Consider the following 14,877-nt stretch of genomic DNA (forward strand, 5'->3'; position numbering starts at 1 on the left):
CATGCTCAATCGGACTGCGGACAGCGTTGCCCGGGCTACGCCTGAGCCGTTGGCCCGCAAGGTCCGGGGTATCAGCGACAAGGGCCTTGCCTGGCTGTTCATCTCGCCGACGATCCTGTTGCTTCTCGCCATCAACATCTTCCCGCTGTTCTGGGCAATCTATCTTTCCTTCACCAACTACCGCGCCAATCGCCCCAACGAGATGGTGAAGAACGTCGGCCTCGCCAATTACAAGCGCATCCTCGGCGACCAGGATATCTGGATTGCCATGCAGACGACGGCGCATTTCGTGTTCTGGACCATCCTCCTGCAGACGCTGATCGGCTTCACGCTGGCCTGGCTGATCGACCGGAAGTTTCGCGGCCACGCCTTCTGGACGACCATCATTCTGGTGCCGATGATGCTATCGCCGGCAGTCGTCGGCAATTTCTGGCGCTTCCTCTACGAGCCGCAGATCGGCCTGTTCGCCTATGCCGTCTCCTTCGTCACCGGCATTCCGGCAACGCAGATCGGCATGCTCTCCAACGTCTCGCTGGCGCCGTGGTCTATCGTCATCGTCGACACCTGGATGTGGACGCCATACGTGATGCTGATCTGCCTCGCCGGCCTGCGCTCGATCCCCGAATACATCTATGAGGCGGCGGAGGTCGACCGCGCCTCGAACTGGCGGCAGTTCTGGTCGATCACGCTGCCGATGGCACTGCCCTTCATCATGCTGGCGGTGCTGTTTCGCGGCATCGAGAACTTCAAGATGTTCGACATGGTCAACCTGCTCACCGGCGGCGGCCCTGGATCGACCACCGAAGTCGCTTCGATCACGCTGAAGCGGCAGGCCTTCGAAAGCTGGCGAACCGGCTATTCCTCGGCCTTCGCCATCATCCTGTTCGTCGCGGTGTTCGGGCTGGCCAACATCTATGTCAAGGCGCTCAACAAGGTGAAGCAGAGATGAGCCTGACGTCAGCCCATTCTGTTGTCGCACCCTCGGCGGTGTCGAAGCGCGTCGCCGGCACGATCATCGTGCTTTACGCGCTGATCTCGATCGTGCCGCTGTTGTGGATCTTCGCCACCAGCTTCAAGACGCCGCCGGACTCGATCGCCTATCCGCCAAAAATCCTGTTCCAGCCGAGCCTCGAGGGCTACTGCAATCTGTTCTCGACCCGCACCCGGCAGACGCCGGAATACATCAACGCGCTGGGGCCGGCGACCGGCGTCTGCGACGAGACAGTGCGCAAGCGCAACATGGTGATCGCCGGCCCGTCCAATTTCATGCCGCGCTTCGTCAATTCGCTGATCATCGCCTTCGGCTCGACCTTTTGCGCGGTGTTCCTCGGCACATTGTCGGCGTATGGCTTCTCGCGCTTCAAGGTGCCGCTGGCCGACGACCTGCTGTTCTTCATCCTGTCGACGCGGATGATGCCGCCGATCGCGGTCGCTATCCCCATCTATCTGATGTATCGCGAGCTTGGCCTGTCGGACACCGCGCTCGGCATGATCCTGCTCTATACGGCAGTCAATGTGTCGCTCGCCGTGTGGCTGCTGAAGGGCTTCATCGACGAGATCCCGCGCGAATACGAAGAAGCGGCGATGATCGACGGCTATACGCGGCTGCAGGCCTTCTGGCGCACCGTGCTGCCGCAGGCGACCACCGGCATTGCCGCGACAGCAATCTTCTGCCTGATCTTCGCCTGGAACGAGTATGCGTTCGCAGCACTGCTGACCTCGGGCACGGCGCAGACCGCACCGCCCTTCATCCCGACCATCATCGGCGAAGGCGGCCAGGACTGGCCGGCGGTCGCCGCGGGCACGACGATCTTCCTGGTGCCGATCCTGGTGTTCACCATCCTGCTTCGCAAGCAGTTGCTGCGTGGCATCACCTTCGGCGCGGTGCGCAAATGAGCCTGACCCAACCCGCAAAACGCAAGTCGCGCTGGCCGGCATGGGCCAGGCGCGGACTGATGGAGAATATCGCTACCGCGATCATTGCCATTGGCTTCCTGATGCTGTTCCAGCCCTTCGCGCTGTCGCTCTACACTTATTCGTTCATCACCATGCTTGCCGGCACCGCGATGTTCATCATCGTCTCGAAGTTTCCGGAGTAGACGATGGCGGAGATCAGGGTCGAGCATCTGAGAAAGGCATTCGGCGATTTCATCGCCGTGCAGGATTCCAACTTCGTCGTCGGGGATGGCGAGTTCTTCGTCATGCTGGGCCCGTCGGGTTGCGGCAAGACGACGACGTTGCGCATGATTGCCGGGCTCGAACTGCCGACCGGCGGCAAGATCCTGCTCGGTGGCGAGGACGTCACCATGCGGCGTGCCCGCGAGCGCGACATCGCCTTCGTCTTCCAGTTGTTCGCGCTCTATCCGCACATGAATGTGCGCAAGAACATCGGTTTCCCGCTGCTGGCGCAAGGCATGCCCGGCATCGAAATCCGCCGGCGCGTCGAAGAGACGGCGAAGCTGTTGCGCATCGACCATCTGCTCAACAAATCGGTCTCCGGCCTTGCCGGCGGTGATCGCCAGCGCGTGGCGCTCGGCCGCGCCATCGTGCGGCGGCCAAAGTGCTTCCTTATGGACGAGCCGCTCGGCACGCTCGACACCGAATTCCGCGATCTCATGATCCACGAGCTGCGCGAACTGCACAACCGCATCCACGCCACCACGGTCTACGTCACGCATGACCAGATGGAAGCGATGTCGATGGCCGACAAGATCGCAGTGATGAACCACGGCGTCATCGAGCAGTTCGGCACGCCACGCGAAATCTACGACCGGCCGGCGACCATGTTCGTCGCCGATTTCATCGGCTCGCCGCCGATGAATTTTCTCGGCTTCGGCGGCGGGCTTTCAAAGGGCGCCAGCGAGATTGTGGTGCAAGGCGCCAAGGTGGCAGTGCCGGAGGTCCGCGAGGATATCGCGCCCGCCGACATGGCGCTCGGCATCCGGCCCGAGCACATCCGCTTCGACGACGGCTCGAAGCTGCGCGGCGCCATCTATGGCACCGAATATCTCGGCACCACGCAGATCGTCGCGGTGGAGACGTCCGGCGGCATCATCAAGGCGCGGGTGCCGGCCGAAATCCGGCTCAATCCGGGCGACCAAGTCGGCCTGGCGCTGAGCAGCACGCGGCTGTCGCTGTTCGAGAAGGGCTCCGGCCGCGCTGTGCGAACCGCAATCCATGACACGGTAATCCATCACGGGGCTTCCCAGGGAAGAGCGCATCGTGGCTGACGTGCAGATCAAAGGCGTGACCAAGAGCTTCGGCGAGTATGTCGCCGTGGACACTCTCGATCTGCACGTCGCCGATGGCGAATTCGTCGTGCTGCTCGGCCCGACCGGCGCCGGCAAGACGACGACGCTGCGGCTGATCGCCGGATTGGAACGGCCCGACACGGGCTCGATCCATATCGGCGGCCGCAATGCGACAACGTTGTCGCCGGCCGAGCGCGACACCGCCTTCGTCTTCCAGCAATATTCGCTCTATCCGCATCTGTCGGTCTACGACAATCTGGCCTTTCCGCTGCGCTCGCCGGCGCGGCGGCTGAACGAGGACGCGGTGCGCCGCCGCGTCGAGGATGTGGCCAGGATGGTGCGCATCCATCACAAGCTCTCCAGCCGCTCCACCAAACTTTCCGGCGGCGAGATGCAGCGCGTCGCCATCGGCCGCGCTTTGGTGCGCAAGCCTTCGATCTACCTGATGGACGAGCCGTTGTCGTCGCTCGACGCCAAACTGCGCGCCGACCTCCGGCTCGAACTGAAGCGCATCCAGGCCGAGCTCGGCGCCACCATGCTTTATGTCACGCACGACCAGATCGAAGCGATGACGATGGCCGATCGCATCGGCATTCTCGCCGACGGCGTGCTGGTGCAGATCGGCACGCCGCGCACCATCTACTCGGAGCCGGCAAACCTTCATGTCGCCGCAAGGCTCGGCCAGCCGGCGATCAATCTGTTGCCGACCGGCCTGCTGCCGGATGGCGACATGCCGGCGGGAACCAAAACGATCGGCGCGCGTACAGAACATCTGTCGATCGGCAAGGCATCGAATGGCCCCGCCGACGGCGTTGTCAACTGGGTCGAACATCTGGGCGACCAGAACCACCTGCATGTGACGGTGGGAAGCAGAAAGCTGGTGACGCTGACCGACCCCGACACCCAATTGGAAAAGGGCGACAGGGTGATTATCCGCTATCGGGCGCCGCTGTTCTTCGACCAGGCCGGAAACAGGATTGCAAACCGATGAGCGCTGGGACGATGGTCAAGACTGGGACACTGGACAAGGTTGACCTGAAGACGCTGATATCAGTCACCGCCGACACGATTGCCGCTCACGCCGAAGAGTTGACCGCGCTCGACCAGGCGATCGGCGACGGCGACCATGGCCTCAACATGAAGCGCGGCTTCGAGGCGGTGCGCGCCGAGGCCGACACGTTCGCGACAAAGCCGCTGCCGGACGCTCTGAAAGCGATCGGCACCAAGCTGGTGATGACCGTTGGCGGGGCTTCGGGCCCCTTGTTCGGGACGCTGTTCATGGCGCTCGGCAAGGAAATTTCGGCAGAGCCGGATCGCGCCAATCTGACGGCAGCGTTCGGCAAGGCAATCGAAGCGGTGGCAGCACGTGGCAAGTCGCAGGTCGGGCAGAAGACCATGCTCGACGTGCTGCAGCCGGTGCATGACGCCCTGCTGCAGGGAAAGACCGGATTGGAAATCACTGACGCCGCGGACAATGCTGCCGCTGCCACCGTGCCGATGAAGGCCTTGCGCGGACGCGCTTCGTTCCTCGGCGACCGCTCTATCGGCCATATGGATGCCGGCGGGCGCTCGGTCGCGCTTCTGGTGCGGGCTGTCGCCGAGACGATCGAGGGGCAAGCATGAGCAATGTCGGCATCGTCATCGTCTCGCATTCACCGCTGGTCGCCGAGGGCACGGCCGACATGGTGCGCCAAATGGTCGGCGACGAAGTGCCGCTTGCATGGTGCGGCGGAAACGGCCATGGCGGGCTGGGAACCAATGTCGAGGCGATCATGGCCGCGATCGACAAGGCCTGGTCGGAGGCAGGTGTCGCCATACTTGTCGATCTTGGCGGCGCCGAAACCAACAGCGAGATGGCGGTCGAGATGATCGGCGAGCCGCGCGCGCACAAGATCATCGTCTGCAATGCTCCGATCGTCGAGGGCGCGGTGATGGCGGCGACAGAGGCGTCCGGCGGCGCTTCGCTCAGGGAAGTGGTGGCGACAGCACACGAATTGTCGCCATCGTGAATGAACAGGAATTTTGACTCAATGTCCGCAGCCGCCGAAGCCACCGTTCTGATCACCCATGAGGTCGGCCTGCATGCGCGCCCTTCGGTGAAGTTCACCAAGCTCGCCAAGACGTTTTCGGCCGAAGTCGAAGTGGCGCTCGCCGCCAACGGGCCTTGGTTCGACGCCAAGAGCATCGTCAAGGTGATGGCAGCCAAGGCGCCGAAAGGCACGGTGCTGCATATCAGAGCCAAGGGCGACGGTGCCGGCGAGGCGGTCGGCGCGCTCGTCGAGCTGGTGCGGCGCGATTTCGACGAGGGTGTCGACCATGCCCGAACCGCTTAGACTGAAGGGGATCCCGGCTTCGGCCGGCTATGCCGAAGGGCCGCTGTTCAACCTCGACCCGGTTGTCGCGCGCTATAGAAGTAAAGCGACCGCCGCTGACGAAAGGCTCGCGCTCGAAACGGCAATCGGCACAGCGACAGGCCGGCTTGCCAAGCTGATCCAGGCGACCGAGGGCGATGCCGCCGAAATTCTCGAATTCCAGCTCGCCATGCTGGAGGACGATGCGCTGACCGGCCCGGCCTTTGCCGCGATTGCCGCCGGCCAGCCAGCCGATGCGGCCTGGGGGCAGGCGCTCGACGCCGAAATTGTAGGCTACGAAACGTCAGATCAGGATTATTTCCGGGCGCGCGCCGCCGACATGCGCGACATCAGAGACCAGGTGCTGCGCGCGCTGACCGAGGACAGCGACCCTGCGGCGCCGGCAGGAGCTATCTTCTACGGCGAGGACATCGCGCCGACGCGCTTTCTCGAAACCGACTGGAGCGCCGGCGGCGGCATCGCGCTGAAGGCGGGCAGCGCCGCCAGCCACGTCGCCATGCTGGCGCGCTCGCGCGGCGTGCCTATGATCGTGGGGCTCGGGGCAGTCGGGCTCGGGGCTTCGCCGGCTGATCTTGCCGGCGTCGCCCTGCTCGATGCCGAGCATGGCGGCATCGTGTTGGGGCCAACAAGGGCAGAGGTCGAGGCGTTCCGGCAGTCGTCGTCGTGTTTCGCGGCACGTCGCAACATTGCGGAAACGTTTTTGGCCCGGCCGGCAGTGACGAAAGCCGGCACTGCGGTGCGGGTGCAGGTTAACATCGCCGATCCGTCCGACGTCAACGGTATCGATGTCTCGACCTGCGACGGCGTCGGGCTGATGCGAACCGAATTTCTGTTCGGCAAGACGCTGCCGGACGAGGAAACGCAGTATCGCGCCTACCGCAAGGTGCTCGAATGGGCTGGGGACAAGCCGGTGACCATTCGCACCGTGGACGCCGGCGGCGACAAGCCGGTGCCGGGCTTCACCGTCGAGGAGGGCAATCCGTTTCTCGGCCTGCGCGGCATCAGGCTATCGCTGGCGAGACCGGAGGTTTTTCGCGTGCAGATCAGGGCGCTGCTGCGCGCCGCCTTGCATGGCAATCTGAAGGTGATGTTCCCGATGGTCGCCGTGCGGGACGAATATCAGCGAGCAGCCGCGCTGTTCGCGGAAGAGCAGGCAGCGCTTGCTGCGCGCGGCGTCGCGCAAAAAATGCCGCCGCTCGGCATCATGGTCGAGGTGCCGTCGGTGGCGATCGCGCCTGAGGCGTTTGCCGAGGTCGCCTTCTTCTCGATCGGCTCGAACGACCTGACCCAGTATGTGATGGCGGCGGCGCGCGACAACGCGTCGGTCGCGCATCTCAATTCGATCAGGAACCCGGCCGTGCTTCGGCTGATCGCCTCGGTTGCGGCGTTCGGCCGCGCGCAAGAGATTCCGGTCAGCCTGTGCGGCGACGCCGGCGGCGATCCTGCGGCGATCCCGGCGCTGATTGAGGCCGGCCTGCGCGACCTTTCCGTGGTTCCCGCCCAGCTCGCAATGGCCAAAGCGGCCATCGCGGACGTCTCGATCTAGGCAACCGGCATGGTCGACAAGACACCTGAAGCCGGCTCCGAAGAGGCGATCCGCGCCTATAAGTCGATCCTGTCGCAGGTCCTCGACCAGCGCCCGTCCGGCATGCGCCAGCGCCTCGCCGACGCGTTGGGCAAGCATCGCAGCTTCGTCACCCAGATTTCCAGCCCGGCCTACTCGATCCCGATCCCGTCAAAACATTTGCCGGCTATTTTCGCCGTCTGCCATTTCAGCACGGCCGAACGCGACCATTTTCTTGCCGCCTACCATCAGGCGCATCCGGGAAAAATGTCGCTGGCATCCGGCATGCGCAAGACGCGGCATGTTTCGCTGATCGTTCCCGATTTCGGCGACGACAAACAGAACGCGGCGCTCGACAGGGCGGTCAACGATTTCATCCAGAAGATCACCAGTATCGCCGGCAAGGGCGGGACATAGTCGCGCCACGTTCAGCTATTTCGGGAGAGACGGCCATGAAGAAGTTTCTGAATTCTGTGGACACGGTGCTGACCGAAAGCCTCGACGGCTTCGTTGCCGCCCATGCCGACGTCCTTGTGCTTGGCGACGAGCATAAATTCGTGCGCCGCAGGACACTCAAGCCGGGCAAGGTAGCGCTGATTTCCGGGGGCGGCTCTGGTCACGAGCCGCTGCATGGCGGGCTGGTCGGGCATGGCATGCTGGATGCCGCCTGCCCCGGCCAGGTGTTCACCTCGCCGACGCCGGACCAGATGATGGCGGCCGCGGAGGCGGTCAACACCGGTGCCGGCTGCCTGTTCATCGTCAAGAACTACGAGGGCGACGTGATGAATTTCGACATGGCTGCCGAAATGTCGGAGGGCGTGATGCAAGTGGTGACCAATGACGATGTCGCGGTCGAGAACTCCTCCTATACTACTGGCCGACGCGGCGTTGCCGGGACGCTGGTGGTCGAGAAGATCCTCGGCGCCGCGGCCGAGCAGGGCATGGCGCTGAAGCCGTTGAAGGCGCTTGGCGAACGCGTCAATGGCGCGACGCGCTCTATGGGCGTTGCGCTGACCAGTTGCACCGTACCGGCCGCCGGCAAGCCGACCTTCGATATCGGCGACGGCGAGATGGAATTCGGTGTCGGCATCCATGGCGAACCGGGGCGCCGCCGCGACGCGTTGAAGAGCGCCGACGCCATCGCCGAGGAAATCTGCGCGGCGATATCAGGCGATCTCGGTGACGGAGCAAAAGGCCCGGCGCTGCTTTTCGTCAACGGTTTCGGCGGCACGCCGCTGATGGAACTCTACCTGATGTACAACAGCGCCCGGAAAATCTTCGAGAGCAACGGCGTGACGGTCACTCGCTCACTGGTCGGGTCCTACGTGACTTCGCTCGACATGGCCGGCTGCTCGATCACGCTGACCATGCTCGACGACGAGACGACCGCATTTTGGGACGCACCGGTTCATACGGCTGCGCTGCGCTGGGGGATGTAGCACGGCCAAAACCGCGCCACGGCTATAGGAACCGTATTGAGCGAGCAGGCGCTTTCAACGCACCTGGCCGGTTGCGGCGACAAAGCGGCGGTCACGTCCATTTCGACCACGAAGTCGCCAAGACGAATTTGCACGTGCTTGCAAAAACAGCATACGCTATTTCCAAGGACAGAAACATTCTTGGAGGAAGCTGGATGGCGTCACGCTACCACGAGGTCTATGACGGCTGGAAACGCGATCCGGAAAAATTCTGGGCGGATGCGGCCAAGGCCATCGACTGGTTCTCGCCGTTCGACACGGTCTTCGATCCGAATGCCGGCGTCTATGGGCGCTGGTTTGGCGGCGCCTCCTGCAACACCTGCTTCAACGCCGTCGACCGCCACGTGGCGGGTGGCCGCGCCGATCAGATCGCGCTGATCCATGACAGCGCGATTTCCGGCACGTTCAGGAAATTCACCTATGCCGAATTGAAACGCGAGGTGGTCGCACTGACCTCGGTGCTGAAGAACCGCGGCGTCAAAAAAGGCGATCGGGTCATCATCTACATGCCGATGGTGCCGGAAGCGACGTTTGCCATGCTCGCCTGCGCCCGGATCGGCGCCGTGCATTCGGTCGTCTTCGGCGGCTTTGCCTCGCACGAGCTCGCCACGCGCATCGACGACGCCAGGCCGAAGCTGATCATTTCCGCCTCCTGCGGCCTGGAGCCCGGGCGCGTCGTCGCCTACAAGCCGCTGCTCGACAAGGCGATCGACATGTCGCGGCACAAGCCCGAAGCCTGCCTCATCCTGCAGCGCGATCAGCTGCGCTGCGAGCTAAAGGAGAACCGCGACATCGACTATGCCGACACCGTCGCCCGCGAGCGGGCGGCGGGTGCCAATGTCGACTGCGTTCCGGTGCTCGCCACCGATCCGCTCTACATAATTTACACGTCTGGAACGACCGGCCAGCCCAAGGGCATCGTGCGCGACAATGGCGGCCACATGGTTGCGCTGAAATGGTCGATGGAGAACGAGTTCGGCGTCAAGCCGGGCGAGGTGTTCTGGGCGGCTTCCGACGTCGGCTGGGTGGTCGGCCATTCCTATATCGTCTACGGCCCGCTGCTGCATGGCTGCACGACCGTCCTGTTCGAGGGCAAGCCGGTCGGCACGCCCGACGCCGGCACCTACTGGCGGGTGATATCAGAGCATGGCGTGGTCGCACTGTTCACCGCGCCGACCGCCTTCCGCGCCATCAAGGGACAGGACCCCAAGGGCGAATTCGTCCCGAAATACGACCTGTCGAAATTCCGCACGCTGTTCCTCGCCGGCGAGCGCGCCGATCCGGAAACCATCAGATGGGCGGAGCAGAAATTGAACGTGCCGGTGATCGACCATTGGTGGCAGACCGAGACGGGCTCGCCGATGACGATCAACCCGGCCGGGTTAGGCCTGCTGCCGGTGAAATACGGCTCGCCCGGGGTGCCGATGCCCGGCTACGACATCCGTGTGCTCGACGATGCCGGCCACGAAGTGCCGCGCGGCACGTTGGGCAATGTCGTGGTCAAGCTGCCGCTGCCGGCCGGCTGCCTGCCGACGCTGTGGAATGCCGATGACCGGTTTCGCCAAGCCTATCTCGACGAATTCCCCGGCTTCTACAAGACGGCGGATGCCGGCATGATGGACGAGGACGGCTATTTGTTCGTGATGGCCCGAACCGACGACATCATCAATGTCGCCGGCCACCGGCTGTCGACCGGCGCCATGGAGGAGGTGCTGGCCGCGCATCCCGACGTTGCCGAGTGCGCTGTCGTCGGCATCGCCGATGCGATGAAGGGCCAGGTGCCGCTCGGCTTCGTCGTGCTGAATGCCGGTGTCACGCGCGACACCGACGCCATCGAGACCGAGGTCGTCAGCCTGGTGCGCGAGCGGATCGGCCCGGTCGCCGCCCTCAAGACGGTGGTGACGATCAAGCGCCTGCCCAAGACGCGCTCCGGCAAAATCCTGCGCGGCACCATGCAGAAGATTGCCGACAAGGAAGAATGGACGATGCCGGCGACCATCGACGACCCGGTCATTCTCGACGAAATCACCGCGGCGCTGAAGGGACGCGGAATCGGGCTTTAGTTGCTTTCGAAGCGCGGCAGGCGGATTGCAGTGCAGGACGAATCCACGAATTCATCCTGCACTGCAATCGTCTGTTGTGCAATGCAGCAATAGCCCTTAAACCTTTGCGTGGGGGGCCGTTCCGAAGGCACGGCATGGCTCAGCAAAAGACCACATTCGGCGGCGTCGACATCCTGCGTTTTCTCGCCGCTGTCCTCGTGATGTTCTACCACTACGGCTTCTGGGTGTGGGCGTTCCCCGAGGGCGTTTCGGCGCGCGCGACGGGCGGCATCCCGCCGCATCCGGAAATAGGCGGACTGGTCCAATTCGGATGGGTCGGCGTCCAGATATTCTTCGTCATCAGCGGCTTCGTCATCGCCTTCAGCGCCGAGCATTCGACACCGCTGCGGTTTTTCGAGGCAAGGGTGAAACGATTGGCGCCGGCCGTCTGGATCTGCGCGCCAGTCACCGCGATGGTGCTGCTTTTCGTCGATCTCAGTTGGCCGACGGACGCTGTCACCAGGCTCATGCGCACCGCCCTGTTCGTTCCGTTCAACCCCTGGGCCGACAGCGTCTATTGGACGCTCGGCATCGAGATCGCCTTTTATGCCGTCGTCTGGATCCTGCTGCGGATCGGCCGCTTCGATCTGATGGAAGCGGTGGCAATCGCGCTCGGCGCGATCAGCACGCTTTTCTGGTGCCTGTACTATCCATTCGACTGGTCGGACCTTGCCGAGGCGCGCTGGCTCGACCTGCTCCTGGTGCATCACGGATGTTTTTTCGCGACAGGTGTGCTGCTCTGGCTGATGCGTTTCAAGGCAGTGACGCCCGCCCGCCTTGTTTTCTGCGCCTTGTTCCTGGCCGGCGGCGTGCTGCAGATCATCAGTGCTGTCGACGTCCGCAGCATCAAGGTCGAAGCCGCGATGCCCTACGCGCCGCCGATCGTCCTGTTTCTCGCTGCCATGGCGCTGATGGCGTGGTCATTACGGCTCGACCTGTCCTGGCGCGGCTGGCGCCGGATCGGGCTGATGACCTACCCTCTCTATCTGATCCATAATGTGGTCGGCGCGGCTATTCTCGGGGCGTTGACGCGCGCGGGAGTGCCATACCTGCTTTCGGTGGTCATCGTCGGCGCGACCATGATCGCCGCGAGCTGGCTGATTGCGATCGAGGCCGAACCGCGTATCCGGCTTCTGCTCGACCACACCATCTTCCGCTATCGGCTCAAGGCCGTGTAACCGCGCCGGCGTTGTCACGCCGGTTCCTGGCTGCAAACGTCCTACGGTGTCCGGCACAAAGCATGGTGCGCACGCTTTTGCGCGCCCCCTCGCGGCTCGGCGACCTATACTAGTCAAGTCAAGCGAGGAAATCGTCCGGCACCCCCAAGCGTGTCGCGTTTGACCGGCCTCATGCGACGCGCTTAGGGTTATCGCAAAACCGCTGACACTTTTGCGCGACATGCACTAAGGGACATCATTCCCCACCGACCCTACCGGCTCCTGCGCAGGCTGCCGGTTATGGTCTGTTCGAGGGGCATTCGTCTTCGCTCGCGACGGCCTCGGGCCCGGTATCGGCCTGGCCGCGCAGGACGACGCCGATCTGCTCAGTATCCGTACTACCGACGGGCCTCAGCTGTTCACCTTCGTCCGCGCTTCCGACTTCTCCAGATAGTATGACGAATATCTGTCGAAGAATTTTTCCGAGCCGCCGAGCGATCCATACTTCGCCAGCTTCTTCAAATCGACCTTGTTGAGGACCACGCCGACGATCTTGTTGGCGATATAGGATTCCGAACTCAATATGGATTGCACCATCGCACGCGGCGTGCGTCCCCACTCGGTCACGAGCACGAAGCCGTCGGCAAGCGGAGCAAAGGCCTTGGCATCGACCACGGGGCCGAGCGGCGGCAGATCGACGATGATGTACTCGAAGGTCTCCTTGGCATTGTCGATGAAACGCCGCATCCCGGCCGACGACAGAAGCTCGCTTGTGTGCGAGAAATGACCGCGCGGCACGGCCGGGACGATCGCCAGCTTGGTCTGCCGGTCGATCTTGCCGACGGACTGCCAGGTCTGCCCGCTCACTACCGCTTCCATCAGGCCTTGCTCGGCCTCCATGCCAAGGCTGCGGCTGAGGCCGGGGTTACGCAGGTCGCCGTCCACCAGCAGGGTTTTCGACCCATTGGCGGCGAGCAATCCGGCCAGATTCGCCGCCACGGTCGACTTGCCCTCGCCCGGAAGGACCGAGATCACGCCAATGACCCGGCTGCCTTGCCCTTCCATCACCACGTCGAAGGCAATCTTGGCGCTGCGAAGCGTCTCGGAAAACATCGATGCCGGGGCGTCGATGCTCACCCGCATGCGCGCGCGTCTTTCAGCCGCCGACGGTGATTGGGCGGTTTTGATATCCGCCTGACCGCCATCGCGCTTATCGTCCTTGGCGACCTTGCTGCCAATGATCGGCAGGTAGCCGAGGAATTTGAGGCCGACGCGATCGCGAACGTCTTCGCCGGTCCTGAAGAACCGCTCCCTGAATTCATTCAGGCCACCAACCCCGGCTCCCATCATCACGCCAAGCACGAGCGAAAGTCCCAGCACCATGGACGTGCGCGGGGTTGCCGCGGACTTTGGCATCGTCGCGTCCGAGATGACGCGGATCTTGCCGACTGGGAAGGATTGCTGCTGGGAGGCTTCCTCGTAGCGGCCAAGGAACGTCTGATAGAGCGTCGAGAGCGCCGTTGCCTTCTGCTCCAGTTCGCGCAGCTTGACCTGCGACTGGTTGTCGATGGAACTCTTGCCAGCCGCTAACGCGACATTTGCGCGGAGCGCCGTCTCGCGCGCGAGAGCGACTTCGTATTCGTTGCGGTAGCTTTCGGTCAATTGCTTCAGCTCGCCGAATATCTGCGCCGAAATGTCGGCCTTTTCCTTGGCAAGTGCGACCGCCTGGGGATGCTCAGCCCCGAAATTGGCTTCGATATCCTGCTGCCGCTTGGCGACAGTGAGATAGCGGGTCTTGAGCGTTGAAATGATCGAGTTGCTCGGCTGGTCGGCGGATATGGCGGCGTCCCTGAATGCGTTGTCCGAACCGCTTTCGACGATCGACTTGTATTGCTGGTAGCGGGCGCTGGCGCGGGCGGTATCGGCCTGCGCCTCAATGAGCTGGCCATTGAGGTCCGACAGTTGCTTGCCACTGATCAACTGGCCGTCATCGACGGCCAGCCCATGTTCGGCCCTGAACTTCTCGACGGCGAGCGCCGCTGCCTGGGAACTTTCGCGAAGCTCCGTCAGCCGACCTTGCAGCCAGACCGCCGCCCGCTCGGTCGCATCGAAGCTCGCATCGAGCTGATCGGCGAGATAGGCGTCGGCATAGGCTTTGGTGACCGAGGTCGCAAGTGCGGGGTCCGTCGCCTGGTAGGCGATGGAGATCACATAGCTTCGACCAATGCGCTCGGCTTGCACCTCGTCCTGCAGTTTGAGGATTGCGTAATCGCGGCGTGACGAGGCAATCATCGCGTCACGCGTGGCCGGATCAAGCTGAGTAACGTCGGCAGTACCGACGGCGGGATTGGGACGGAAATACCGGACCACGCCGCGCACAAAACCGGCAGCCTTCGACACGGCCGACGTCGGAGGGTTCATGAAAGCGTCGTTCTGATCGAGCTTCTGCTTGTCGACGACCACCGCTGCCAGTCTCGCCGAGTGGAGTATTTCGATCTGGCTCAGAATGGCGGAGTCGGTCTGCATGCTGACCGACGCCGCCGAGACCTCGTCAACGACCTTGTTCAACCCTTCGTCGATCAGCACACGGCTCGTCGCCATGTAGGTGGGAGGCGTGGTCTGCAAATAGAGCACACCCAGAAAAAGACCGATGGCAGCGCATGCCGCAACCACCTTTGCCTGCCTTGCTGCCATGCCGAGCAGGCGCTCGACATCAATGAAATCGTCGGCGCTGACTGGGTCCGAACTCGGCAATGGTTTCCTCTTGTCGAGAGGAAAATTGGCATAATTCATCTTCGGTCCAATTCAAGTTTGCATCTAGTGCGGCGGTCTCTCAAGTCGAACGCGCCGCCGCTCTATCTTTGTTTGAGCCTCGGATTTTCCCAAACCCTGTTTCCACTCGGGTCCGCTGCTCTCCTTTGCAGGCGCTTAGAGCAGATCGGGAGCATCAGCA

14 protein-coding genes are annotated in these 14,877 nt (G+C 63.2%); 13 read left to right on the top strand and 1 reads right to left on the bottom strand.

Annotated features, from left to right (window positions below):
- The first annotated feature begins 1 nt into the window (after position 1).
- The 13 genes from NMG80_RS07365 (at position 2) to NMG80_RS07425 (ending at position 11,945) form a co-directional block, all read left to right on the top strand.
- Positions 2–949, top strand: a complete 948-nt coding sequence (locus NMG80_RS07365; protein ID WP_254017544.1) for a carbohydrate ABC transporter permease — start codon at positions 2–4, stop codon at positions 947–949.
- Complete coding sequence (locus NMG80_RS07370) at positions 946–1,896, top strand: carbohydrate ABC transporter permease (RefSeq protein ID WP_254017499.1); 951 nt, start codon at positions 946–948, stop codon at positions 1,894–1,896. Before NMG80_RS07365 ends, NMG80_RS07370 begins: the two co-directional genes overlap by 4 nt.
- Positions 1,893–2,099, top strand: a complete 207-nt coding sequence (locus NMG80_RS07375; protein ID WP_254017500.1) for a hypothetical protein — start codon at positions 1,893–1,895, stop codon at positions 2,097–2,099. Before NMG80_RS07370 ends, NMG80_RS07375 begins: the two co-directional genes overlap by 4 nt.
- Positions 2,100–2,102: 3 nt before the next feature.
- Positions 2,103–3,230, top strand: coding sequence for an ABC transporter ATP-binding protein (locus tag NMG80_RS07380; RefSeq protein ID WP_254017501.1), 1,128 nt, complete (start codon positions 2,103–2,105; stop codon positions 3,228–3,230).
- Positions 3,223–4,242 carry an ABC transporter ATP-binding protein gene (locus tag NMG80_RS07385; protein ID WP_254017502.1) on the top strand — a complete coding sequence of 340 codons (1,020 nt, stop codon included), beginning with the start codon at positions 3,223–3,225 and terminating at the stop codon, positions 4,240–4,242. The genes NMG80_RS07380 and NMG80_RS07385 overlap by 8 nt, the downstream gene beginning before the upstream one ends.
- A gap of 11 nt (positions 4,243–4,253) precedes the next feature.
- Positions 4,254–4,874, top strand: a complete 621-nt coding sequence (gene dhaL, locus NMG80_RS07390) for a dihydroxyacetone kinase subunit DhaL (RefSeq protein WP_436798562.1) — start codon at positions 4,254–4,256, stop codon at positions 4,872–4,874.
- Positions 4,871–5,260, top strand: coding sequence for a dihydroxyacetone kinase phosphoryl donor subunit DhaM (gene dhaM, locus NMG80_RS07395; RefSeq protein ID WP_202364838.1), 390 nt, complete (start codon positions 4,871–4,873; stop codon positions 5,258–5,260). Before dhaL ends, dhaM begins: the two co-directional genes overlap by 4 nt.
- Positions 5,261–5,281: 21 nt before the next feature.
- A complete protein-coding gene (locus tag NMG80_RS07400) occupies positions 5,282–5,584 on the top strand; it encodes an HPr family phosphocarrier protein (RefSeq protein WP_254017504.1) in 303 nt (100 codons plus the stop codon).
- Positions 5,568–7,169 carry a phosphoenolpyruvate--protein phosphotransferase gene (ptsP, locus tag NMG80_RS07405; protein ID WP_254017505.1) on the top strand — a complete coding sequence of 534 codons (1,602 nt, stop codon included), beginning with the start codon at positions 5,568–5,570 and terminating at the stop codon, positions 7,167–7,169. The genes NMG80_RS07400 and ptsP overlap by 17 nt, the downstream gene beginning before the upstream one ends.
- A 9-nt stretch (positions 7,170–7,178) precedes the next feature.
- The gene (locus tag NMG80_RS07410; protein ID WP_254017506.1) at positions 7,179–7,604 is read left to right on the top strand and encodes a hypothetical protein; all 426 of its coding nucleotides are present in this window, start codon (positions 7,179–7,181) and stop codon (positions 7,602–7,604) included.
- A 35-nt stretch (positions 7,605–7,639) separates the two neighbouring features.
- Entirely contained in the window at positions 7,640–8,626 is a 987-nt protein-coding gene (dhaK, locus tag NMG80_RS07415; protein ID WP_254017507.1) for a dihydroxyacetone kinase subunit DhaK, read from the top strand.
- A gap of 194 nt (positions 8,627–8,820) precedes the next feature.
- Positions 8,821–10,728: a propionyl-CoA synthetase gene (locus tag NMG80_RS07420; protein WP_254017508.1), complete on the top strand. Its 1,908-nt coding sequence runs from the start codon at positions 8,821–8,823 to the stop codon at positions 10,726–10,728.
- A gap of 134 nt (positions 10,729–10,862) precedes the next feature.
- Positions 10,863–11,945, top strand: a complete 1,083-nt coding sequence (locus NMG80_RS07425; RefSeq protein ID WP_254017509.1) for an acyltransferase family protein — start codon at positions 10,863–10,865, stop codon at positions 11,943–11,945.
- Positions 11,946–12,335: 390 nt separating this feature from the next.
- Here NMG80_RS07425 and NMG80_RS07430 read toward each other — a convergent pair whose 3' ends face one another.
- Positions 12,336–14,717: a polysaccharide biosynthesis tyrosine autokinase gene (locus NMG80_RS07430; RefSeq protein ID WP_254017510.1), complete on the bottom strand. Its 2,382-nt coding sequence runs from the start codon at positions 14,715–14,717 to the stop codon at positions 12,336–12,338.
- Positions 14,718–14,877 lie beyond the last annotated feature (160 nt).

Source organism: Mesorhizobium escarrei, from assembly GCF_935825525.1.
GTDB lineage: Bacteria > Pseudomonadota > Alphaproteobacteria > Rhizobiales > Rhizobiaceae > Mesorhizobium > Mesorhizobium escarrei.